General features: G+C 32.9%; 17 protein-coding genes. 6 read left to right on the top strand and 11 right to left on the bottom strand.

Annotated features, from left to right (window positions below; all coding sequences use genetic code 11):
• Nucleotides 1-128: 128 nt before the first annotated feature.
• The 4 genes from COI44_RS24690 to COI44_RS18500 are packed head-to-tail and all read left to right on the top strand — an operon-like array spanning nucleotide 129 to nucleotide 4,092.
• Nucleotides 129-254: a hypothetical protein gene (locus COI44_RS24690; protein WP_098429255.1), complete on the top strand. Its 126-nt coding sequence runs from the start codon at nucleotides 129-131 to the stop codon at nucleotides 252-254.
• Between the two features lie 5 nt (nucleotides 255-259).
• Nucleotides 260-1,822, top strand: a complete 1,563-nt coding sequence (locus COI44_RS18510) for a spore germination protein (RefSeq protein ID WP_098429254.1) — start codon at nucleotides 260-262, stop codon at nucleotides 1,820-1,822.
• 25 nt (nucleotides 1,823-1,847) lie between these two features.
• A complete protein-coding gene (locus COI44_RS18505) occupies nucleotides 1,848-2,951 on the top strand; it encodes a GerAB/ArcD/ProY family transporter (RefSeq protein WP_098429253.1) in 1,104 nt (367 codons plus the stop codon).
• Entirely contained in the window at nucleotides 2,938-4,092 is a 1,155-nt protein-coding gene (locus COI44_RS18500; RefSeq protein ID WP_098429252.1) for a Ger(x)C family spore germination protein, read from the top strand. Before COI44_RS18505 ends, COI44_RS18500 begins: the two co-directional genes overlap by 14 nt.
• 179 nt (nucleotides 4,093-4,271) lie before the next feature.
• On the opposite strand, the gene COI44_RS18495 is transcribed toward COI44_RS18500, so the two are convergent.
• From COI44_RS18495 to kynU, 8 genes are all read right to left on the bottom strand, one after another.
• Nucleotides 4,272-5,312: a CotS family spore coat protein gene (locus COI44_RS18495; protein WP_179887180.1), complete on the bottom strand. Its 1,041-nt coding sequence runs from the start codon at nucleotides 5,310-5,312 to the stop codon at nucleotides 4,272-4,274.
• A 535-nt stretch (nucleotides 5,313-5,847) separates the two neighbouring features.
• Nucleotides 5,848-7,329 carry a sodium:solute symporter family protein gene (locus COI44_RS18490; protein WP_098429250.1) on the bottom strand — a complete coding sequence of 494 codons (1,482 nt, stop codon included), beginning with the start codon at nucleotides 7,327-7,329 and terminating at the stop codon, nucleotides 5,848-5,850.
• On the bottom strand, nucleotides 7,326-7,526 hold the full coding sequence (locus COI44_RS18485; protein ID WP_097975880.1) for a DUF3311 domain-containing protein: 201 nt from the start codon (nucleotides 7,524-7,526) through the stop codon (nucleotides 7,326-7,328). The genes COI44_RS18490 and COI44_RS18485 overlap by 4 nt, the downstream gene beginning before the upstream one ends.
• Before the next feature lie 18 nt (nucleotides 7,527-7,544).
• Nucleotides 7,545-8,738, bottom strand: a complete 1,194-nt coding sequence (locus COI44_RS18480; RefSeq protein ID WP_098429249.1) for a M20 family metallopeptidase — start codon at nucleotides 8,736-8,738, stop codon at nucleotides 7,545-7,547.
• Nucleotides 8,739-8,908: 170 nt separating this feature from the next.
• Nucleotides 8,909-10,210, bottom strand: a complete 1,302-nt coding sequence (locus tag COI44_RS18475) for a hypothetical protein (protein WP_098429248.1) — start codon at nucleotides 10,208-10,210, stop codon at nucleotides 8,909-8,911.
• Between the two features lie 207 nt (nucleotides 10,211-10,417).
• Nucleotides 10,418-11,212, bottom strand: a complete 795-nt coding sequence (locus COI44_RS18470; protein WP_179887179.1) for an alpha/beta fold hydrolase — start codon at nucleotides 11,210-11,212, stop codon at nucleotides 10,418-10,420.
• Nucleotides 11,213-11,412: 200 nt separating this feature from the next.
• Nucleotides 11,413-12,834, bottom strand: a complete 1,422-nt coding sequence (locus tag COI44_RS18465) for an amino acid permease (protein ID WP_098429247.1) — start codon at nucleotides 12,832-12,834, stop codon at nucleotides 11,413-11,415.
• A gap of 30 nt (nucleotides 12,835-12,864) precedes the next feature.
• A complete protein-coding gene (gene kynU / locus COI44_RS18460) occupies nucleotides 12,865-14,151 on the bottom strand; it encodes a kynureninase (RefSeq protein ID WP_098429246.1) in 1,287 nt (428 codons plus the stop codon).
• Between the two features lie 223 nt (nucleotides 14,152-14,374).
• On the opposite strand from kynU, the gene COI44_RS18455 reads away from it, so the two are divergent.
• Complete coding sequence (locus tag COI44_RS18455) at nucleotides 14,375-14,986, top strand: TetR/AcrR family transcriptional regulator (RefSeq protein WP_098429245.1); 612 nt, start codon at nucleotides 14,375-14,377, stop codon at nucleotides 14,984-14,986.
• A gap of 51 nt (nucleotides 14,987-15,037) precedes the next feature.
• Here COI44_RS18455 and COI44_RS18450 read toward each other — a convergent pair whose 3' ends face one another.
• The 3 genes from COI44_RS18450 to COI44_RS24275 form a co-directional block, all read right to left on the bottom strand.
• Nucleotides 15,038-16,570 (bottom strand): long-chain-fatty-acid--CoA ligase, encoded by a 1,533-nt coding sequence (locus COI44_RS18450; protein WP_098429244.1) that lies wholly within the window; start codon nucleotides 16,568-16,570, stop codon nucleotides 15,038-15,040.
• Between the two features lie 29 nt (nucleotides 16,571-16,599).
• The gene (locus tag COI44_RS18445) at nucleotides 16,600-17,781 is read right to left on the bottom strand and encodes a CaiB/BaiF CoA transferase family protein (RefSeq protein ID WP_098429243.1); all 1,182 of its coding nucleotides are present in this window, start codon (nucleotides 17,779-17,781) and stop codon (nucleotides 16,600-16,602) included.
• Nucleotides 17,782-18,514: 733 nt separating this feature from the next.
• Nucleotides 18,515-18,664 carry a hypothetical protein gene (locus tag COI44_RS24275; RefSeq protein ID WP_179887178.1) on the bottom strand — a complete coding sequence of 50 codons (150 nt, stop codon included), beginning with the start codon at nucleotides 18,662-18,664 and terminating at the stop codon, nucleotides 18,515-18,517.
• Nucleotides 18,665-18,934: 270 nt separating this feature from the next.
• Here COI44_RS24275 and speB point away from each other — a divergent pair, with 270 nt between their 5' ends.
• A complete protein-coding gene (gene speB, locus COI44_RS18440; RefSeq protein ID WP_098429242.1) occupies nucleotides 18,935-19,879 on the top strand; it encodes an agmatinase in 945 nt (314 codons plus the stop codon).
• Nucleotides 19,880-20,138: the final 259 nt, after the last annotated feature.

The raw sequence follows: 20,138 nt of genomic DNA, 5'->3' as shown, positions 1-20,138 counted from the left end.
ATACGGATTCATTTTCTAGTGTTTTTATTGCAATATGCATATTATATTTCCTACGTTTGGTGCATTCTTTTACTACAATGGGAAATAATACCTTTATATTTAATAAATTATTTACTGAGGATGATTAAATGTTTAAAAAGATTATTTCATTTATACCTGAGTATCCTGTTTTCATCCAAGCTTTTGTTACCTTTATCGTTCCTGTAGGTTTATCAAAATTTTTCAAATGGGTTCATTTTATGGAGAAAGAGTGATTTAAATGAAGCGTTGGAGATCCAATAACAACTCAGAAGATATGGCATCTCTAAATAATGAATCTCAAAATAGTAATGAAATCTTATCCAGTGATCTACAAGTAAATTTGGATTGGATTTTTAAAGAAATTGGACATAATTCTGATGTTAAATTTAGAGAATTTCTATTAGGTGAAACAGATATTCAACTAGCAATCATTTTTATTGACGGCTTATCTAATGCAGACTTAATTCAAAAGCATATTCTGGGCGAATTAATGACGGGACTAACTGAAATAGCCACCAATCAAAAAAATAATGGACAATCTTTAAATCTAGAAGACATTAAAAAATGTATTAAAGAAAAATCACTTACTGTTTGTACAATTGAAGAAATCACTACATATAAAAAATTAAAATCAGATGTTCTATTCGGCTCGATTGCTTTGTTAGTCGATGGTATTTCTGAATGTTTTTTGATTGGAGAAGCATTAACAAAAACTAGAGATGTAAAAGAACCTGATTCTGAGGCACTTGTTCGTGGACCAAGACTTGGCTTTGTTGAAAATTTAGCTGATAACACTGCTATGTTAAGACGTTCCGGAAAAAATCCAGATTTAACAATGATCGGATATGAAATTGGGGAAGTTTCAAAAAAACAATTAGTGATAGCATACATCTCAACTATTGCGGATTCACAAATTATTGAAGAAGTAAAAAAACGAATAAAAAGAATTGAAATTGATAGCGTTCCCGACTCTGGTTATATTGAACAATTAATAGAAGATGATTATTTAAGTCCTTTTCCTCAGATTCAAAGTACTGAACGTCCTGATCGAGTTATGAGTGCTTTAATGGAAGGTCGGGTAGCGATTATATTGGATGGTTCACCATTTGCACTTATTGCTCCTGTAACTTTTCAGATGTTAATACAATCTCCTGAGGACTATTACGAAAGATGGTTGGCAGCTACTTTAGTACGATTATTACGATATCTTGCATGTTTTATTGCTTTATTTGCTCCATCTTTATACATTGCATTTATTTCGTTTCATCAAGGCTTAATTCCGACAAAGCTAGTATTTCATATTGCAGCAACTAGAGGTGGTGTACCATTTCCTCCGTTAATTGAAGCACTTATAATGGAAATCTCGATCGAAGTATTAAGGGAAGCCGGACTTCGTTTACCTAAACCAATTGGGCAATCGTTAGGTATTGTTGGTGGATTAATTATTGGTCAGGCCGCAGTAGAAGCGGGTATTGTAAGTACAATCATGGTTATTGTCGTTGCAGTAACGGCAATTTCCTCATTTACGTTACCACAATACAATGTAGGAATTGCCCTACGGATGCTTCGTTTTTTATCAATGCTTTTTGCAAGTGTATTTGGTTTATATGGAGTCATTTTATTTTTCTTATTAGTATGTAGTCATTTAGTTAAACTCAAAAGCTTTGGTGTTCCTTACTTAAGTCCTGCAGCTCCTATTCGATTTAGTGATTGGAAGGATTTCGTCGTAAGAGCTCCACTATTTATGATGAAAAATCGTCCAAAAAGCATTCAAGCTAAAAGAACTAGAAGGATGAAATAGCAATAGAAAGGAGGAGTACTAGATTATGGTTTCAAAGCCTATTGATCAAATATCAACGAATCAAACCGTCATGTTAATCGTAAATTTTATTTTTGGTGCAGGCGTTTTAATCTTACCAAGAAGTGTTACTGACAAAGTAAAAACGCCAGATGGTTGGATTTCCGTTATCATATCCGGTTTAATTATAACCCTCTTAGCCTTTTTACTCGTTATGCTGTGTAAACAATATCCGAACGAAACATATTTTCAATTTATTCAAAAAATTATTGGAAAATGGTTAGGAATTTCATTAAGTATCATTATAATCATTTATTATATATGCCTTTCAGCCTTAGAAGTTCGAGTGATGGCAGAAACGACCAGGTTATTCTTACTACAAGGTACTCCTACTTGGGCTATTCTAATTCCGTTCTTGTGGATTGGTTTATATTTAGTACTTGGTGGAATTAATCCCATGGCTAGAATATTAGAAATTATTTTTCCAATCACAGTGTTATTCTTTCTATTAGTTATTTTTTTAGGAATAGGAATTATTGAAATTGATAATCTTCGTCCTGTACTAGGAAATGGAATTAAACCTGTACTGAATGGACTCAAAACAACTTCCCTTTCTTTTTCAGGTTTTGAAGTTATTTTATTTATTTTTGTGTTCATGAAAGATAAAACGAAAATATCAAAAACAATACTGTTTGGAATAGGTATTCCATATGTGTTTTATACGATTACGGTTGTTGCTGTAGTCGGTGCTTTCTCAGTAGACGGTGTTTTATTGCAAACTTGGCCCGTACTTACTTATATTCGCAGCTATGATATACAAGGTCTTATTGTAGAAAGATTTGACTCATTACTTCTAGTTATTTGGATAATGCAAATTTTTGCTACATTTATCATTGCATATTATATTTGTTCTCTTGGAATGGCACAAATTTTTAATAAAAAAAGTTTGAATCCATTTCTTTTTGGTACATTACCACTTATTTACATTATTGCAATGATTCCGAAAGATATAAATCAAACTTTAAAAATGGCTGATACAATCGGAAATAGTGTATTTTATTTATTTGGTATTGTCCCTCTTCTCCTACTATTGATTTCTATTGTGAGGAAAAAATTAAATGAGAAAATGTAGAATTTTTATCATTACAATTTTAAATTTTAGTCTTCTATTTTTATTATCGGGATGCTGGAGTAGTAAACCCATCGAGGACTTAAATATTATATTAGGTTCTAGTTTAGATAAGGATGCTGACGGAAAAATAAAATCCACACTACAATATGCAGTCCCTGAGGCAATGACTACAAAATCAGGTGGCGTTAATCCCGAAAAACCATATATAAATGTAATCGGGGAAGGCATTTCGTTAGAACCTTCTGGGTGGGAAACAACTTTAAGTAGGGAAGGTTATATTTTTGGTGCGCACCAAAAATGCGTTGTCATTAGTGAGGAACTCGCTAGAGAAGTTAAATTACGTGAGCTTACTGATTTATATTTTCGCGATATTGATATTCGTGGTAGTACGTTAATTTTTATAGCAAAAGGCAAAGCCAACCAAGCATTAGAAACAAAAGAAAAAAATATCATCCCTTCATTACGAATTGTTGAAATTGCTAATGAATCTTTAACTTCGTTAATTGTCAGCAAAACACCTTTAATTAAAATAGGTGGATTAATGAACTCTGGTTCTAGCTTCCTCCTCCAATTATTAGAACCGACTGATAATGGACCGAAATTTTCTGGTGGAGCAATTTTTAACGGTAAGAAAAATAAAATGATTGGTACACTTAATACTCAGGAAGTAGAAGGAATTAATTGGATCACTGCTCAAGGAAAAGGTGGTTCAGTAAAGGCATACACGAAAAAATCAAATGGACCAACTTGGTTTCAAATTGAATCATTGAAAAGTAAAGTTACACCGCATATAAAAGGTGACAAAATTTCTTTTGATGTAAAAATTGAGTCTGAAGGTAGAGTTGCAGAATATTGGAATCCTAAATTAAGGCCTTTATTTGAAGAAAAAAACCTTAAAAACATTGAAAAAGCAACTGAAGAGGAAGTTACAAAAATGGTAGAAAATGTAACAAACAAGCTTCAAAATGAATATAAAACAGATATTGCCGGATTTGGAAACGAAGTAAGAATTCAATACCCAAAAAAGTGGAAAAAAATGAGTAAAAATTGGGATGATCTATTTAGTAAAGCTAAAATAAACTACGATGTTAATATTACAATCAGAGACTATGGTATGATCGGAAGGAAAAAAAATAAATAAAGAAAACTCGCCGATTGGCGAGCCTTAAGGCGAAGACAGAGGCGTAGTTGCCCTTACTTAATTCCTAAAATTGGCAACTACGTTGATTTTTCTACTCCCCTGCCAATTTATAATTTCTTAATGTATAAAAAATAAAGCTTGATTCCATAAATTAAAGGGATCTAGTTTTATTTTTTTGGTTATCGTCCATAAGGTGCTTCATTTGTTTGTAAGAAGACGGTTGAAATTACTCTTTCTTTACTTAATTCCAAAGTAATTATTTTTTTCATTTTTGAAACTAGATTAGGATCAATACCTATTACTTCCTTATTTTCGTAATGTGCTGAAAATAAGTCATAAAATAAATGAGGGAATAATAAATCAGCTTTAAGAAACTGGTACTGCAAACATGCTAACGGATTGATCTCATGATATGCGATGATTATTTTCTTCATTAACTTAGGATTCCAATTTTTTTCTTTTTTCATTATAATATTTAAAATTCTTCTCATATCATGAATTGGCAATTCCATTTTTAACGAACTCATATTTAAGAAATATAAATTCCCGTCTTCTCCAATTATAAGATCATTTACATCAAAATTCTGATTGCATAATGTTTTCGTTTTCGATGTCTCTTCTATCACTTCGGCAATATATTTATCGATTATTGCTAAAGCTTTTTCACATTGCATTAAAACCGTATTTATATTTTTTAAATACAGCTTATCGATTTCATTTTGATGCTTTAACTTAGCTCGTTCTTCTTTCCATTTTGTTAATTTTAAAAATTTAGTTTGTAAATCATTTTTCCAATTTGATTGAATGGATGAAACTTGCTCAGTTGTTAATTCTATGCCTATTGAAGCTTTATGAAAAGAAGCAATCCCATTCATCAACAGAATAAGATCTTCTTCACTATCAAAATTTGGTCTCCTCCCATTAACAGCTTCAAATAACATAAAATAATCATCTTTTATTCTTACAAAACCGTCACCTAATTTGGTTGTTAATACCTCTGATGTAAATACGCCATTATCTCTAAGATAGTCAATTGCATAAATCATGAATTCAATATATCTTTCATCAATTAGAACTTTCTTCAATAATACTTCACCGATATTAGTATCAAAGGGCCATTCAGCTTTTTTATCATCAATGTATTCTAAAGATTTATGTTTTACTTCTAAAGGGTAATTTGCAATTACTTTTTTTACTAACTCACTAAAAAAAGCGTCCAAGAAAGATACCTCCCAAATAATACTTATCCATTGTTAATCTATGAATATGTACATGTTTAGAGACGGCTAATCTACTAAATAAATTAGGAAGTAAATAATTTCTTACATTTATTACCGTAATTACCGGTTTTATCTTCAAGATGTTCGAATTAGTTTCTATCTATTACAGTTTACTTTAAATTTATCAATAAAATACAACAATATTCCCATTATATTCTTTAGTGTATAAGCACTTTTTGAAAAAGAAATTGATGATTTTCTGAACTTACAAGACGTGTACAAGCAAAAAATCTATATGCACCAATTATAGGCGGCGATGTATATAACGATAATCAAATCGATGTATAAGAATGCTAAAACATATTGAGTCACTAACAAGCGTGCATCCGAGTTCCACATTGATGGAATCGTTGACGCAAAGGATATGTGTTTTGTTCAAAAGAAATATTTAACACCATATTTTGAGAGGCTTAAACATTCAATAAGTATAGTAAAAAACGTCGGATTATTTTAGTTCCGGCGTTTTCTAGGTTATTTATTGTTCAACTACTATATCAATTCTCTTATTAGATGACATACTATTTTTAGAAATAAGACTAACGCTAATCATAACAAGCGCATTAATAACTAGTGCAATACTCCCTACGTTTAAGTCCTTTATTAATTGAGGTAGATGGGGAAAAGTTTGAGCGAATGTTTTTTCACCTAAATCAAATATTGAAACGATCCCCCCACCAATTATGATTCCAGAAATAGCACCGTATTTCGTTACAAACTTTTTCTTCATTAAGCTTAAGAAAAATGGTGGAGCAAGCTGTGTGATAAAATTATAAGCAACTATTGCAATACTAAATAAAGAATTTCCACCTTTAAATGTAAAATACACCCCAATTAGAGTAATAAACGGCACTACGAATTTTATTAGTTTTGCAATCTGACTTTCTGATCTAGTAGGTACAAGTACTTGATAAATATTTTTAACAAATAATGTAGATATTACCATAAGAATCAGTGAAGCTGGTACTAAAGCTGCTAATACTCCTGTGCCCCCTATTAGTCCTACAAACCATGGATCAAAGGTCTTCTTTGAAAGAAGTAGTAAAATTTTGTCACTTTCACTACCTTGTAAACCTTTAATTTGTAAGATTGCAGCAAAGCCTACGAAAAAAGCAAATAATAATATTAATTGATACAGTGGCATTATGATTGCGTTTTTTCTTAGAACCTTTGCATTTTTCGCTGCAAAAATAGGTGGGAATGAGTGTGGCCACATATACATCCCAATTCCACTTAATATAATAGTAGAAATATACCATGTTAAATTCATACCATGTTCTGGTAGAATCGTAAAGTTTGGCTTTGCTTGTTCAATAGCTTGATACATCGGCTTAATACCGCCATAAAAATGAATAGGGAAATAGATACCTAAAAATAAAATAATGGCAAGAATTAAAATATCCTTTAAAACAGAAGTCCAAGCAGAACCATGAATTCCAGATAGCATAACGAATAAAGTAACACCGATTGCTCCAAATAAAATAGCCATTTTTGAAGAAATAACACCATAAGAAGTAATTTCGACAATATAGCCTAAACCTTTAAATTGGAGTACTAAGTAGCAAAATAAAGCGACAATTCCAACTATAGCAACAAGTACTCCTAGAATCGGACTTTCATATTTCTTCGCCATAAAATCTGACTGTGAAATTAGTTTATATTTTTTTGAATATTTCCAAATTTCAGGAAAAGCCCAATAAGATATGATGGAAGCGATACAGCCATAAGAAACAATACTAAAAATCGAACCCCCTTCACCATATGCCGAACCACTTGCACCTAAAAAAGTAAAAGTGGTATACATTTCTCCAGCTGATAATAAAAAGATGAAGAGTGTACCCATTCCACGGCCACCGACAGACCATTGTTCTAAGTCCATTTCTTTACCTTTTTTTGACCATATACCAATCACGATTGAAACTACGAAAAATAAGAAAATAAATAGTGTGCCAGTGTTCATTTTATTTCCTCCTCTTTATTAGCAGGATCAAATAAATAGATTAAACCTAAAATCGCAGTAGTAAGAAAAGACCACAGTACAATTGAGAAATGGAAAAAAGGCATTCCAAGTACATAAGGAGTAACTTTATTTGAAAACAAAGCACCTATTACAAAACCAATAATCGGTAAAAAACCAAATAAATAGATTTTTTTCATACTCTACTCTCCTTAATTTTAGTTATTTAATATGGTAAAAGCTCCTTTAACAAAGATCTTTACTCCATCCTTTAAAGCCCTCTCATCAATATTAAATTTCGGATGGTGGTGTGGATACACTATTCCCTCTGTCTCATTTCTTGAACCAACAAAAAAATAAGCTCCCGGAACTTCATTAAGAAATGCTGAAAAATCTTCACTTCCCATTATTGGATTAATGAATACACGATTTTCTTCTCCAAATATCTCACAAACAGTTTTATCAATTAAATTAGTTGTTTCATCGTCATTAATGACTGGTGAGTATCCGTAATGGTATTCAAACTCATATTTTGCACCATGAGCATCGGTAATACCTTTTACAATTTGTTCTATCAACTTAGGTATATTATTTCGAACTTCAGGTTTAAAGCTCCGAACTGAACCACCGATTGTAACATAATTTGGAATGACGTTTACTGCTGTACCTCCATTAAATTGTGTAACTGATATGACGGCAGTATCGATTGGATCAATTTTTCTTGAGACTATATGCTGTAAGTTCGTTACAACTTGAGTACCGATTAGAATTGGATCAATTGTTTGATTCGGCTGAGAAGCGTGACCACCTTCACCAATGATCGTAATTTTAAACATATCTGCACCAGCCATAATAGGTCCATAATTTAAACCAATTTTTCCGGTTTCCAAATTACTCGTTAAATGTGCTCCGATAATCAGATCAACTCCATCAAGCACTCCTGCATTCACCATCTCAATTGCGCCACCAGGAGGCAATTCTTCTGCATGTTGGAAAATAAATCGGATCTCACCTTCAATTTGATTTTTAAAACTACAAAGAAGTTTCGCTGCTCCTAAAAGCATTGCAGTGTGCCCATCGTGACCACATGCATGCATTATGCCATCCTTTTTAGAACTAAATTCAATTTTAGTTTCTTCCTGAATTGGAAGTGCATCCATATCTGCTCGAATTGCAAGGACTTTTCCTGGATGATTTCCTATTAATCTAGCAACAATACTAGTCTTAGTTGGTCTAGAGATTTCTAAGCCTCCAAATGTTTGTAGTTTGTCATACACAAATTGAGCAGTATTGTCTTCTTGGAAGGACAATTCCGGATTTTCATGTAAATACCTTCTCCATCCAATTACTTCATTGTTAATCGAACAAACTAATGCATCTAAGTTTAATTCAGATAAAATATCATACTTCATTGACGCACCTCCACGAATCATCAAAATATATTTAAGGAATATTTACGGTCATTTTCCTTATATGTTGATTTTATTACTTGAAAGCGGTTTCTACAATACTTTTTTATTAAAAATTCAAAATATTTATAATATTTAATTCACAAAAAAATAAACACTTCAATTTGAAATGTTTATTTGAAACGATATATTTTACTAGGTCTCCCACGATACGACAAAGATTCCTCACCAATGCATTCTAATAATTCTACTTCACATAAATCTGCTACAATACGTCTAGCATTTCGTTCTGTCATATTAAGCTGCTCAGCTAAATTCTTTGTTGTAAAATCATTCCAATCCATTCTCTTAATAAGGTTTTCAATTTTATGAAATGTCTTTACGCTAATATTTCCTAATTTTAGCTTTTGCAACAGTTCTTGGTCATCTGTTCTATAGGCATATGTGATTTCTTCTTTACTTCCAACCGATTCGATAATTTCGCCATTCTCTTGGACAATTATTATTTTACGATTATTCGTCTCTTTTGACTGTTGAATTGATTCAATCGCATTTTTCTCTGCAGAAAAAACAGTCTCACCATATCCAATACCAACAGAAACCTTAGAATCTGCTTCTAGCGATAACTGCTCCATCGTATTCTCTAACATATTAATCTCTCGTTCAATTGCACCTCTAGAACTATAAATTAAATATTTCCCATATCCCTTTTCAATTAAAGAACCATTTAATTGTTCACAAAGTGTTAGGAGTACATCCTTAATACGTAGTTCGATATGCTGTAAATGATAAGGCGATTTAGCTTTCTTTATAATACCCTCGAAATTTTCTATTTCAACCAACTCTACTCCTATTTGAGAATCTTTAAAATAAAGGCCTTTTACTTTCTCCGTTAATAGCTTTAATGTTTGCTGAATTTCAACTCGACTAGTTGATATCCATTCGACTGGAACTTCACGTTTTTTTAATTCCAGAAAAATAGATGGAAAATTAGTCAAAACACCTTCAGTTTTATTTGCGTCCCATAATTCAAGGTGATATTGTAATATTTCCTCTAAATTAATATCTTCTTCATCAAACTTTTTTAGATAAATATTATCAAATGGCTTATTCAACTGCACTAAAGCATCCTCTAATAGATTAGAATAACTGGGCATATCAACGCTGAATTGCGTAATTAATTTATCAGTAAGATACATAATATTTAGCAGACTTTTATAAACTGTAGATTCTGTATGAGGAATATACAATAATTTTTCACTAGATTGTAGAATATTTTTTGCAATATTATATGGTAATTGCCCTGAAAAAAGCCAGACATCAACATCTCGTTCATGTTTCTTTACAATCTCTTTTGTTTCCACAGGCTCATCATATGCAAATGGGAAAAATTCAAATTCCTTTTCATATTCTTTAGAAAAACTTAAAATTCGTTCTAAAGACCACTCTGGGCCGACCAGTCCAATACGATACATCAATACACCTCCAAATACTCGCGCGGATTATGTTTTATTTACTATTTCATTATGTACTTTATATAATTAATCTTAACAGTACTTCACCTTAATTTACCACGTTTATTAAAATTTGATTGAACAAAAAAAGACTTTTTCATCAAGATCTTTTTCTTGAATCAAAGCCTTTTTAAATCTTTTGTATTCTCTATATCTAATTTACTGTCATTAAAACGAACTTAAAAAACCCTTCATTTCATTAATTAACTCTTCAGGTGACTCATACATGCTCATATGTCCTGCACTGTTTAAAGTAGCAGTTTTAATATTTTCTTTTTCAACTGAAAAAGTCTTTTCAGGCGGTATAATCTGATCGTCTTTACCTGCCAGTAAAAGTACAGGTAAGTTTGTATCGTTAAGTACATAATTTCGGTCGGGTCTATTTTTCATGCTAATTAAAGCATTAACCGTGCCATCTACTGAAGTTTTATACCCAATTTGCTTTGCTTGATCTATTTCTGCACTATTAGTTTGGATATTTTTTGGAGAGAAAAGTTTAGGAATTAACCCATCGACTACGTTTTTCACTCCTTCATTTTTCACTTTATCACTAGTTGCTACTCTACCTTTTTTTGCTTCTTCACTATCCGGATATGCAGTAGAGTGGATTAATGAAAATCCATTTAAGTAATTAGAATATCTTTCCGCGAATGCAAGTGTAATATAGCCTCCTAACGAGTGGCCAAACAATGTTACTTGCTTAATGTTTAATTGATCTAGTAAATCTTTCATCATATCTGCATAATCTTCAATTGAATGCTCTTCTTTTATAGCTGAAGAGTCTCCATGTCCAGGTAAATCAATTGCGATCACACGATAATCCTCAGATAGCTTTGGAACTACTTTTTCCCAATATTCATGACTTCCCATAAAGCCATGAATTAAAACGATTGGCTTCCCTTTTCCTTGATCCATATAAGCAATTGATAAATTTTCAAGTTCTACTTTACTATTAATAATCATTCAACTCCATTCGAGAATATTAATATCGGATTATTTTCGTTTACTAAATAGAAAATACCTTTATTAAAAAACTAACATAAAAGAATCTTATGAACAAAATTCTGCACTTAACTATTTTCTCCTCTCTTTTCACTAAATAATCTTTAAATAGAAAAGGAGTGTCTCAAAAATGAGAGACACCCTTATTTACCAAATGGACATTAAAATTTATCTACTTTCTGTTTATAAACCGCATCAATTTTCTGATTCTTATTTTTATTTATAAATAAGTATGCCACAGATAATACAATTAACCACGGTATTCCGAATTGAAGCATAATTTTAAAACCAGTAAACCATGAAGTAATTGTTAATCCTAACAATAAAATTGCTCCTAGTATTGTGAAGTAAGGGAAACCAATCATTTTTACTGGTAATTTTCGCCCGCCTGACTGTTCCCATTTCCTTCTAAAAAACAGATGTGAAATAAAGATTGTCATCCAAGTAAACATCGCACCAAACATTGAGATTCCCATCATAAATGCATATGAGGAATCTGGTAGTACTGCATTTACGATTCCGGCAACTACAATACCAATGGTTGAAACTGCAAGAGCATTTACCGGAACACCTTTTTTTCCTACTTTTCCTAAAATTTTTGGCGCATGATTAGTTTTTGAGAGTGAATAAACCATACGAGTTGAAGCATATAATTGGCTATTCATCGCTGACAAGGCTGCCGTTAAAATAATAAAATTCATAAGGCCTGATGCAAAAGGTATATTTAATATTTCCATTACCTTTACGAAAGGACTTTCATCAACCCCTGCTGATTTCCACGGTACGATGATGAGCATGATTGCAATTGTTAATACATAAAAAATTGATAAACGAAAAACTGTTGCTTTAAGAGCTTTTGGAACAGCAATATCAGGCTCTTTTGCTTCTCCTGCTGTAACCGCTATCATTTCTGTTCCTAGAAAACTAAATAATGATATAAAGACGGCTACCCACATGCCCCACCAGCCAAATGGCATAAATCCTCCATCATTTGTTAAGTTCTCTACACCAATATTTGCGTGGTGAGATGAGCCAAACAAGACATATGAGCCAAGTAGGATAAACCCAACAATTGCACTTACTTTAATCATTGAAAACCAATACTCAAATGTTGCAAATGTATTAACACTAGTAGCATTTATATAGATTAATACAGCTGCAAAAAAGGTGATCCAAACGATTCCAGGTACAGTTGGAAACCAATATTTCATATAGACTGCAATTGCACTTACCTCTACTCCAACAGCTAGAACTTGTGCTACCCAATATGAATAACGAACTAGATATCCCGCCATAGGATGAATATATTTTTCGGCAATTGTTCCAAACGAACCACTAGTAGGATGTGCCACCGTCATCTCAGCTAAACACCCCATTAGCAGTAAAACGATAAATGCACCAACTGCATAACTGAGTAATACGCTTGGACCAGCAGTTTTAATTGCTAATCCGCTTCCTAGGAATAACCCCGTTCCAATCGCACAACCCATTGCAATCATCGTTAGTTGACTAGTTTTCAACTCTCTTTTTAAGCCTTTTTCTTGCTCGTTTTCACTTTTATAATTAGTGGTGGATTTCTTCATGATCTTGTCCCCTTAGATAGCCAACTAAACTTACGCCACAACTTCACGTTCATTTTTAAATTTTTCATATTGCTTTTCAGTCATTATTTTCTTAAGTGTTTGGACAACTACCCAAACTTCATCGTAAGAAGTGTAAAGTGCCACTGGTGCCAGACGAATAATATTTGGTGCCCTAAAGTCAGGAATAATACCGTTTTCTTTCAAAGACTTACAAATACGTGCTGCTTCTTCATGCTCTAGACTTACATGTCCTCCTCGTCGTGCATCCTCTCTAGGAGATCCAATGAAAAATCCCATGTCTGCTAATTCTTGTTCAATACAATCCATTAAAAATTGATTTATTCGAAGTGATTTTTCTCGAATCGCATCAATTCCAGCTTCGGTAAAAATCTCCAAAGACCCAATTAATGGTGCACAGCTTAATACATGTGGTGTACCGATTTGAAAAGCTCCAGCAGTTTCAGCAGGAGTTAGTGTGTGCTCCATATCAAATTGCTTATCTTTTCTAGAACTAAACCAACCTGCAAGTCCTGGCATTGCACCAAAATGTTTGCGATTAACAAATAATCCACCTACACTACCTGGTCCACCATTTAAGTGCTTATAATTACACCAATAAGCAAAATCAACATCCCACTCACTAAAAGAATGTGGAATTGATCCAACTGAATGGCAACCATCAAAACCGATTAAAATTCCTCGTTTATGAGCTTCTTCAGTTAAACGCTTCATATCTAAAATTTGACCACTACGGTATAAAATTGTCGGTAAAATAATCAAAGCAATTTCTTCCGTCATTGCATTAATAATGTCGTCCTCATCTAAATAACGTCCATCTTTACTTTTTACGCAAATTAGATCTAGCTCAGGATCTAATCCGTGAATACGTAGTTGACTTTGAAGGGCATAAATATCTGATGGGAATGTAAGTTCATCAGCTAATATCTTTTTTCTATTCCCATTCGGTAGGAAAAAAGTAGCTACTAATTGATGTAAATTAACTGTCGTGGAACCGGTTACAATTACTTCCTCAGGTGAAGCACCAACTAAAGGAGCTAATTTTTCTCCTAATTTTTCAGCCATGAAAAACCATGGATGATTTCCATTTGTCCAACCATCTATTCCGTAGTTCTTCCAATCTTCCAATGATTCTAGTAAAGTACGTTCTGCTCTTTTAGAAAGTAGACCTAATGAATTACCATCCATATAAATTGATTCAGGATTTAAGTAAAACTCATCTCTATACTGTCTAAGTGAATCAAGACTGTCCATTTTTTTGGCGTATTCTAATGTTGTTTCTGTAACTTTCGTATTCATAATGTTCCTCCTCTATCAATCTACTATTTAAATCTATTGTGAAAAAATCATATCAAAATAACTGACATTGTGTCAATGACATCATGTCAAATATTCTGATAATAAAAAAATTTACTTATAAAGAGCTGGTTTTATGTTAATCGTACATAGTTTTTCTGTCATTTCTTCCATTTTTATAAATTTACCTATATGCTAGAAGTAACATATGTTGGAGGATCGTAGTATGAGTAATGACAAAGTAGAATCTAAGCGTCAATTACGTTCATTAATGACAAGACAAAAACTACTAGAAGCTGCTAAAGAAGTATTTCTTGAAGAAGGATTTCAAAAGGCGACTATCACACAAATGATAAAAAAAGCTGATATTGGCTATGGAACAGCTTATGTCCACTTTAAAGGTAAAGAAGAGCTTTTAATTGTGTTAATGGAAAATGTAATGGAAAGGTTTTATGAAATTGCCGAAACTTCCTTTTTTCCTGTAACGAAAGAATCCGCTGAATCAATTATTTATAAACAAGCTACTTCTTTTCTAAAAATGGCAGAAGATGAGCGAAATATGATGCAAATTTTTGAACAGGCTATTGGAGTATCTGACATCATCTCAGACAAATGGAAAACGATACGTGAAAAGTTTATTGATCGCATATCACTCGATGTTTCTTATGCACAAGAAACAGGATTAGCAAAAAAAGAGCTAAATCATGAACTAGTCGCGCGTGCGTGGTTTTTTACAAATGAGATGTATTTATGGGAAATCGTTCGAAATGAACAGCATTATACGATTGAAGAAATTGCAAAAACGATCACATCACTTTATACAACTGGTCTTTATTAAGAACCAAATTTAAAAGCTCAAACTTTCACTTCTAAAGTTTGAGCTCTTTTTCTATTTTGAATTAGCACTACAATACATTTCTCTTAAAATAAACTTCTGAACTTTCCCAGATGCATTTCGAGGAAGCTGCTCAATAAATTCAACAACTCTAGGAATCTTATAACCCGCCATTCTTTCACGGCAAAAAGATCCAATCTCCTCAAAAGATAGAAGATGCCCTGGTTTTAATACGACAATTCCCGTTACAACCTCTCCCCATTTAGCATCAGGCGTACCGATCACTGCTGCTTCCAAAATAGAAGGATGCTCATATAAAACATTTTCAATTTCAACAGAATAAATATTTTCTCCACCAGAAATTAACATATCCTTACTACGATCAACTAATGTGATATATCCTTCCTCATCTACTACAGCTAAATCTCCTGTATATAACCAACCATCTTTTATCGTATCTGCAGTTTCTTTTGGCTTTTTATAGTATTCCTTCATGATTGTTTCACCTTTTAAGATTAATTCACCAACTTCACCTGGTAAAACTTCTTCATCTTGCTTATTAACTACTTTAATAATTGTATAGAGTAAAGGTGTTTTCCCTGTTTTTCCTAAATGGTGCTCATGATCTTCTGGAGACAGATAAACCCCTGTGGGTCCCCCTTCTGTTAATCCACATAAACTGAAAAATTGATTTGTATTAAATAATTTCATACTTTTCATTAAGATTTCAGGAGGCATAGGAGCTGCACCGTATGCACATCTTTTTATAGAAGAAAGATCAAATTGGTCAGCATTTGGAACTTGCTGTAAATAGTTATACATTGTAGGAACACCAAAAAATAAAGTAATTTTATATTTTTCTATATCCTTTAAAACATTTACCGGATTAAAATCTCGGTGAATAATATTGGTCATTCCTAAATATAAACCTGGTAATAGAAAGATTACTAGCTGAGCACAATGGAATAATGGAGCAACATGTAAAAGCCGATCCTGACAGCTTTGTCCCATTACCGCACTCAATCCATTTATGAGCTTTTCAATTCGTTTATAATCGAAAAGCGCACCTTTTGGTTGACCCGTCGTCCCAGAAGTATAAAGTAAATGAAAATCATCATCTCCGGAAATCTCTACTTGGGGATCTTCTTCAATTGATGACAACACATCAAAGAAGCTTAAACAATTCGGCGATGAAGCATTAGGAGCAGTAATGATATTTCTTACCTTCGATGAGGACTTTGAAGCATCTAACACGACTTTCTCTAGTTCTGAATCACAAACAACCATCACACTATCCGACTGCTCTAAAATATATTCAACTTCTCGAGAAACAAGGCGGAAGTTAATTGGAACGACGACAGCACCTATTTTTACAGCAGCGCAATAACCAATCACAAACAAGTCAGAGTTTGCCATCATAAGAGCTAGTTTTTCACCTTTTTTTAAACCAAGTTTCTGTAATCCCCATACAAAACGATTAACCACTTTATTGAATTCCAAATATGTGTATGTACGGTCTTGATAGACTAAAGCTAATTTATCTGGGTGCCTTTGTGCGTTTAACGATAATACATTTCCAAAACTCATTTGCTTCCCCCCGTATTTTATAATTAGATTTAATTAGCAGACCTAATAACCCCTTTTTCAATGAATTGATTAATTGTTTGATCATCATATCCTAAATTTAGTAAAACCTCTTTTGTATTCGTCCCAGGTTTTACTCCAACATGTTGATAAGTAGGTTTAAACACAGATGATTTAAAAGGTGAACCAATTTGCAATTGATTTGTACCGTCATTCCTTTGGACGTTTACTAATAGCCCCCTCTCTTTTACTTGCGGATGCGCACATGCTTCTTCAAAAGTTAATACTGGCTCAACACAGGCATCAAATTTACTAAAAGTTTCTTTTAACTCATTAAACGTTTTCTTACTAAATGCACGCTTTACCTCATTTTTAAATAAATCGATTTCATCCTTCTCCTCACTAAAAGAATAAGGAAGAAATGGCATGATTTCTAATGCCACACATAGCTGTTTTCGAAATGAAGGTTCAAGACTGCCAACTGAAAACAATCGCCCATCTGCTGTTTCGTAGTAGTCATAAAACACGCCACCATTTAAAAGGTGTTCCTCAGGCTTTGGATTAATTTTTTGAGTTAACCAACCAGATCCCATTAAAGATTGTAACGCAAAAGTACAATCTGTCATGCTAATATCAACCCATTGTCCTTCGCCAGTTTGCTCACGATGAATAACAGCCGATAAAATGCCAATAATCGCGTGTAGTGAGCCACCTACTTGGTCTGCAACTTGGATTCCCATCGGAACTGGACGTTCATTCTTTCTTGTTGAGTAACTCAAAACACCAGTTAATGCAAGATAGTTATTATCATGCCCTGCTCGATTTCGATACGGACCTGATTGACCATAACCAGTAATTGAACAGTAAATTAGTTTCGAATTTATTTTCTTTAATTGCTCATAACTTAAGCCAAGCTTTTCCAACACTCCGGGTCGAAATTGTTCAATGACAATATCATACTCCTTCACTAGCTTATAGATAATCTCAATAGCTTCTTCTCTTTTTAAATCAAGGGTAATAGATTTCTTAGAACGATTAATCGTTTGATGTGCGGCAGATTGGTCCCCATCGAATGGAGGTGAAGTTTGTAATAAGTCGGGATGATATGGAGATTCGATTCGTAATACTTCTGCACCTAAATCCGCTAGGATCATAGTTGCATAAGGACCCGGTAAAAGACGTGTAAAATCCAGAATTTTCAATTTATTTAACATATACTAAACCTACTTTTGAATATAATTTCCTCACTCCATCTCTATAATTTGTCATTGTACATTAATTATTCTAGATTACTTTGTATCTTTCCTTTTTTAGATTAATTTCTTTTCTCCCCTTGTTTTTAATCATTTTAAGTTTCATTTTTCTAAGTAAAAAGGCATTCATTTTAAGAATATTTTTTCATTTTTACTTACTCATGAACCTATGAATTTAGATCTTCTGTAAAGGAAGTCAATGGACCTTGAATGACATTTGGTAGTCTTATTGCACGATTAGTTTTAGTTGTGGTTGATTTCCCCTTAATAGTATTAGGCGAAAATTTGCAACATGTATTGGAGAAAATTACACTATTTGAATATTTATATAAAGCTTATAATAAATATACATAATTAAATTTTCATAAAAATTAATATAATCTGCACTTATAAATTTCGTTCTACTGAAGGAGACACAACATGTACCCCACACAAGAATGGTTTAACAAACGATTTAACGATATGATCTACACAAACACATATCCGAACGATATTTTGGATACGAAACCTCCAAAAAAACGATGATGAACAGAATACAGTAATTAGTTTAATCATTAAAAGATAATGCGATTACTATTTCATATTGAAGGTAAAAAAATGCACCGACCACTAAATGGTCGGTGCATTTTTTTTACTAGTTTTCTTTATTCAATTTTGAAATACATCGCCTAAAAAACCACTAAAAAATGGTTTTTTAATCACGCATTGCCCCTGCCTCACGAGAAGTCATTGCTCCTTGTCCATGGCTAACATCACTTTGAATTTGTTGTTTTACTTTTTGAGGATTAGTTCCTGATTTCATATTAGATCCCATATTCCCTTTTCCTTGCTGATTCTGTGGCATAAAATCCCTCCTAAGATTATTGTTAAACAATCATATTATTTACAAAAACCTTTCTCATATCCCACGGAAATGACTAATTTCAAATAATGAAGCGCGCATTTGTTAATGGCTCAAAAAAGCTGTCTAAACAGCCAATCACTTTTTTTGTTTCAAAAATAAGCATCTTTTTCCAAATTAATAGTTTGACTATTCAGATTTAACAAACTATAATCATATTAAACTAACTACCGGTAGTTAATAACCGGAATAACAAAATTGGAGATGATTTTTATGAAATATCCACTTTCACCTGATGTAAAACCTGAGTTTTGTACAACTGGAACATTTATGAGACTTCCTTCAGCAAAAGAAAATGCGCAATTAGCAATCGTTGGCATGCCATTTGATACTGCAGCTTCATTTCGTGTTGGTGCACGATTTGCTCCACAAGCAATCCGACAAGCTTCTATGACTTTATTCCCCTATCATCCGATTCATAAGGTTTATCCATTTGACGATAGTAATGCCATTGATATTGGAGATGTATCGGTTATTCCTCATAATATCCATCGAAGCTATAAACTGATCGAAGACGCAATGTTTGATTTAATGGAAAGCAATATTATCCCTATTGCCTTAGGTGGCGACCATTCCATTACATTAGCAAACCTACGTGCAGCAGCTAAAAAACATGGCCCAGTTGCGATGATTCATTTTGATTCACATACAGACACTTGGGATACATATTACGATGAAAAATACTGGCATGGTTCACCATTTATTCGCGCTCACGAAGAAGGACTTCTAAATCCAAACAAGGTATTCCAACTGGGTATTCGAGGTACGCTGAATCATCCAGGAGATATAGATGCTAGCCATGAACTTGGTTACAATGTTATTACTACTCCTGAAATGTATGAACGTGGTTTTGAAGTTATTTTAAAAGAAATGAAAGAAGTAATTGGTGATACACCATGTTTCCTAACTTTTGATATTGATTTTGTCGATCCATCTTGTGCACCAGGAACTGGGACTCTTGAAGTAGGCGGATACAATAGTATGGAAACATTAAAAATGATTCGCTCATTAACTGGCTTCAATTTTATTGGCTTTGATATCGTAGAAGTACTACCATCCTATGACCCAACTCAAATCACATCACTATTAGCTGCAACCCTAGTTCATGAATTTGCTAGTTTAGCTACATTGCAAATTAAAAAAGAAAACTCTAAGTAATTATAAAAGCTCTGTTGCTTTTAGACAGAGCTTTTTTCGGGTATTTATCTTTAACATTACAAAATATTTAATAAAACTAACGCTGATTGCAGATTGACCATTTCTTATTCATGAACCCTTTATGAGGTAGTATTGATCAGCTTTTTGACTTTTTCCTTCCGCATGAACCTTTTATGAGGAAGTATAGATCAGCTTTTTACCTTTTTACTTCCTCATGAACCCTTTATGAGGAAGTATAAATCAGCTTTTTGTCTTTTTA

Source organism: Bacillus sp. AFS088145, from assembly GCF_002564465.1.
GTDB lineage: Bacteria > Bacillota > Bacilli > Bacillales > Bacillaceae_G > Gottfriedia.
Note: the sequence above shows the minus strand (reverse complement) of the source record. Positions and strands in the feature narration are given on the sequence as shown.

Bases quoted from the DNA above. Each gene is read 5' to 3' on its own strand.
- COI44_RS24690 (WP_098429255.1), top strand. From the start codon at position 129: ATGTTTAAAAAGATTATTTCATTTATACCTGAGTATCCTGTTTTCATC.
- COI44_RS18510 (WP_098429254.1), top strand. From the start codon at position 260: ATGAAGCGTTGGAGATCCAATAACAACTCAGAAGATATGGCATCTCTA.
- COI44_RS18505 (WP_098429253.1), top strand. From the start codon at position 1,848: ATGGTTTCAAAGCCTATTGATCAAATATCAACGAATCAAACCGTCATG.
- COI44_RS18500 (WP_098429252.1), top strand. From the start codon at position 2,938: ATGAGAAAATGTAGAATTTTTATCATTACAATTTTAAATTTTAGTCTT.
- COI44_RS18490 (WP_098429250.1), bottom strand. From the start codon at position 7,329: ATGAACACTGGCACACTATTTATTTTCTTATTTTTCGTAGTTTCAATC.
- COI44_RS18485 (WP_097975880.1), bottom strand. From the start codon at position 7,526: ATGAAAAAAATCTATTTATTTGGTTTTTTACCGATTATTGGTTTTGTA.
- COI44_RS18480 (WP_098429249.1), bottom strand. From the start codon at position 8,738: ATGAAGTATGATATTTTATCTGAATTAAACTTAGATGCATTAGTTTGT.
- COI44_RS18475 (WP_098429248.1), bottom strand. From the start codon at position 10,210: ATGTATCGTATTGGACTGGTCGGCCCAGAGTGGTCTTTAGAACGAATT.
- COI44_RS18470 (WP_179887179.1), bottom strand. From the start codon at position 11,212: ATGATTATTAATAGTAAAGTAGAACTTGAAAATTTATCAATTGCTTAT.
- COI44_RS18465 (WP_098429247.1), bottom strand. From the start codon at position 12,834: ATGAAGAAATCCACCACTAATTATAAAAGTGAAAACGAGCAAGAAAAA.
- kynU (WP_098429246.1), bottom strand. From the start codon at position 14,151: ATGAATACGAAAGTTACAGAAACAACATTAGAATACGCCAAAAAAATG.
- COI44_RS18455 (WP_098429245.1), top strand. From the start codon at position 14,375: ATGAGTAATGACAAAGTAGAATCTAAGCGTCAATTACGTTCATTAATG.
- COI44_RS18450 (WP_098429244.1), bottom strand. From the start codon at position 16,570: ATGAGTTTTGGAAATGTATTATCGTTAAACGCACAAAGGCACCCAGAT.
- COI44_RS18445 (WP_098429243.1), bottom strand. From the start codon at position 17,781: ATGTTAAATAAATTGAAAATTCTGGATTTTACACGTCTTTTACCGGGT.
- COI44_RS24275 (WP_179887178.1), bottom strand. From the start codon at position 18,664: ATGCCACAGAATCAGCAAGGAAAAGGGAATATGGGATCTAATATGAAA.
- speB (WP_098429242.1), top strand. From the start codon at position 18,935: ATGAAATATCCACTTTCACCTGATGTAAAACCTGAGTTTTGTACAACT.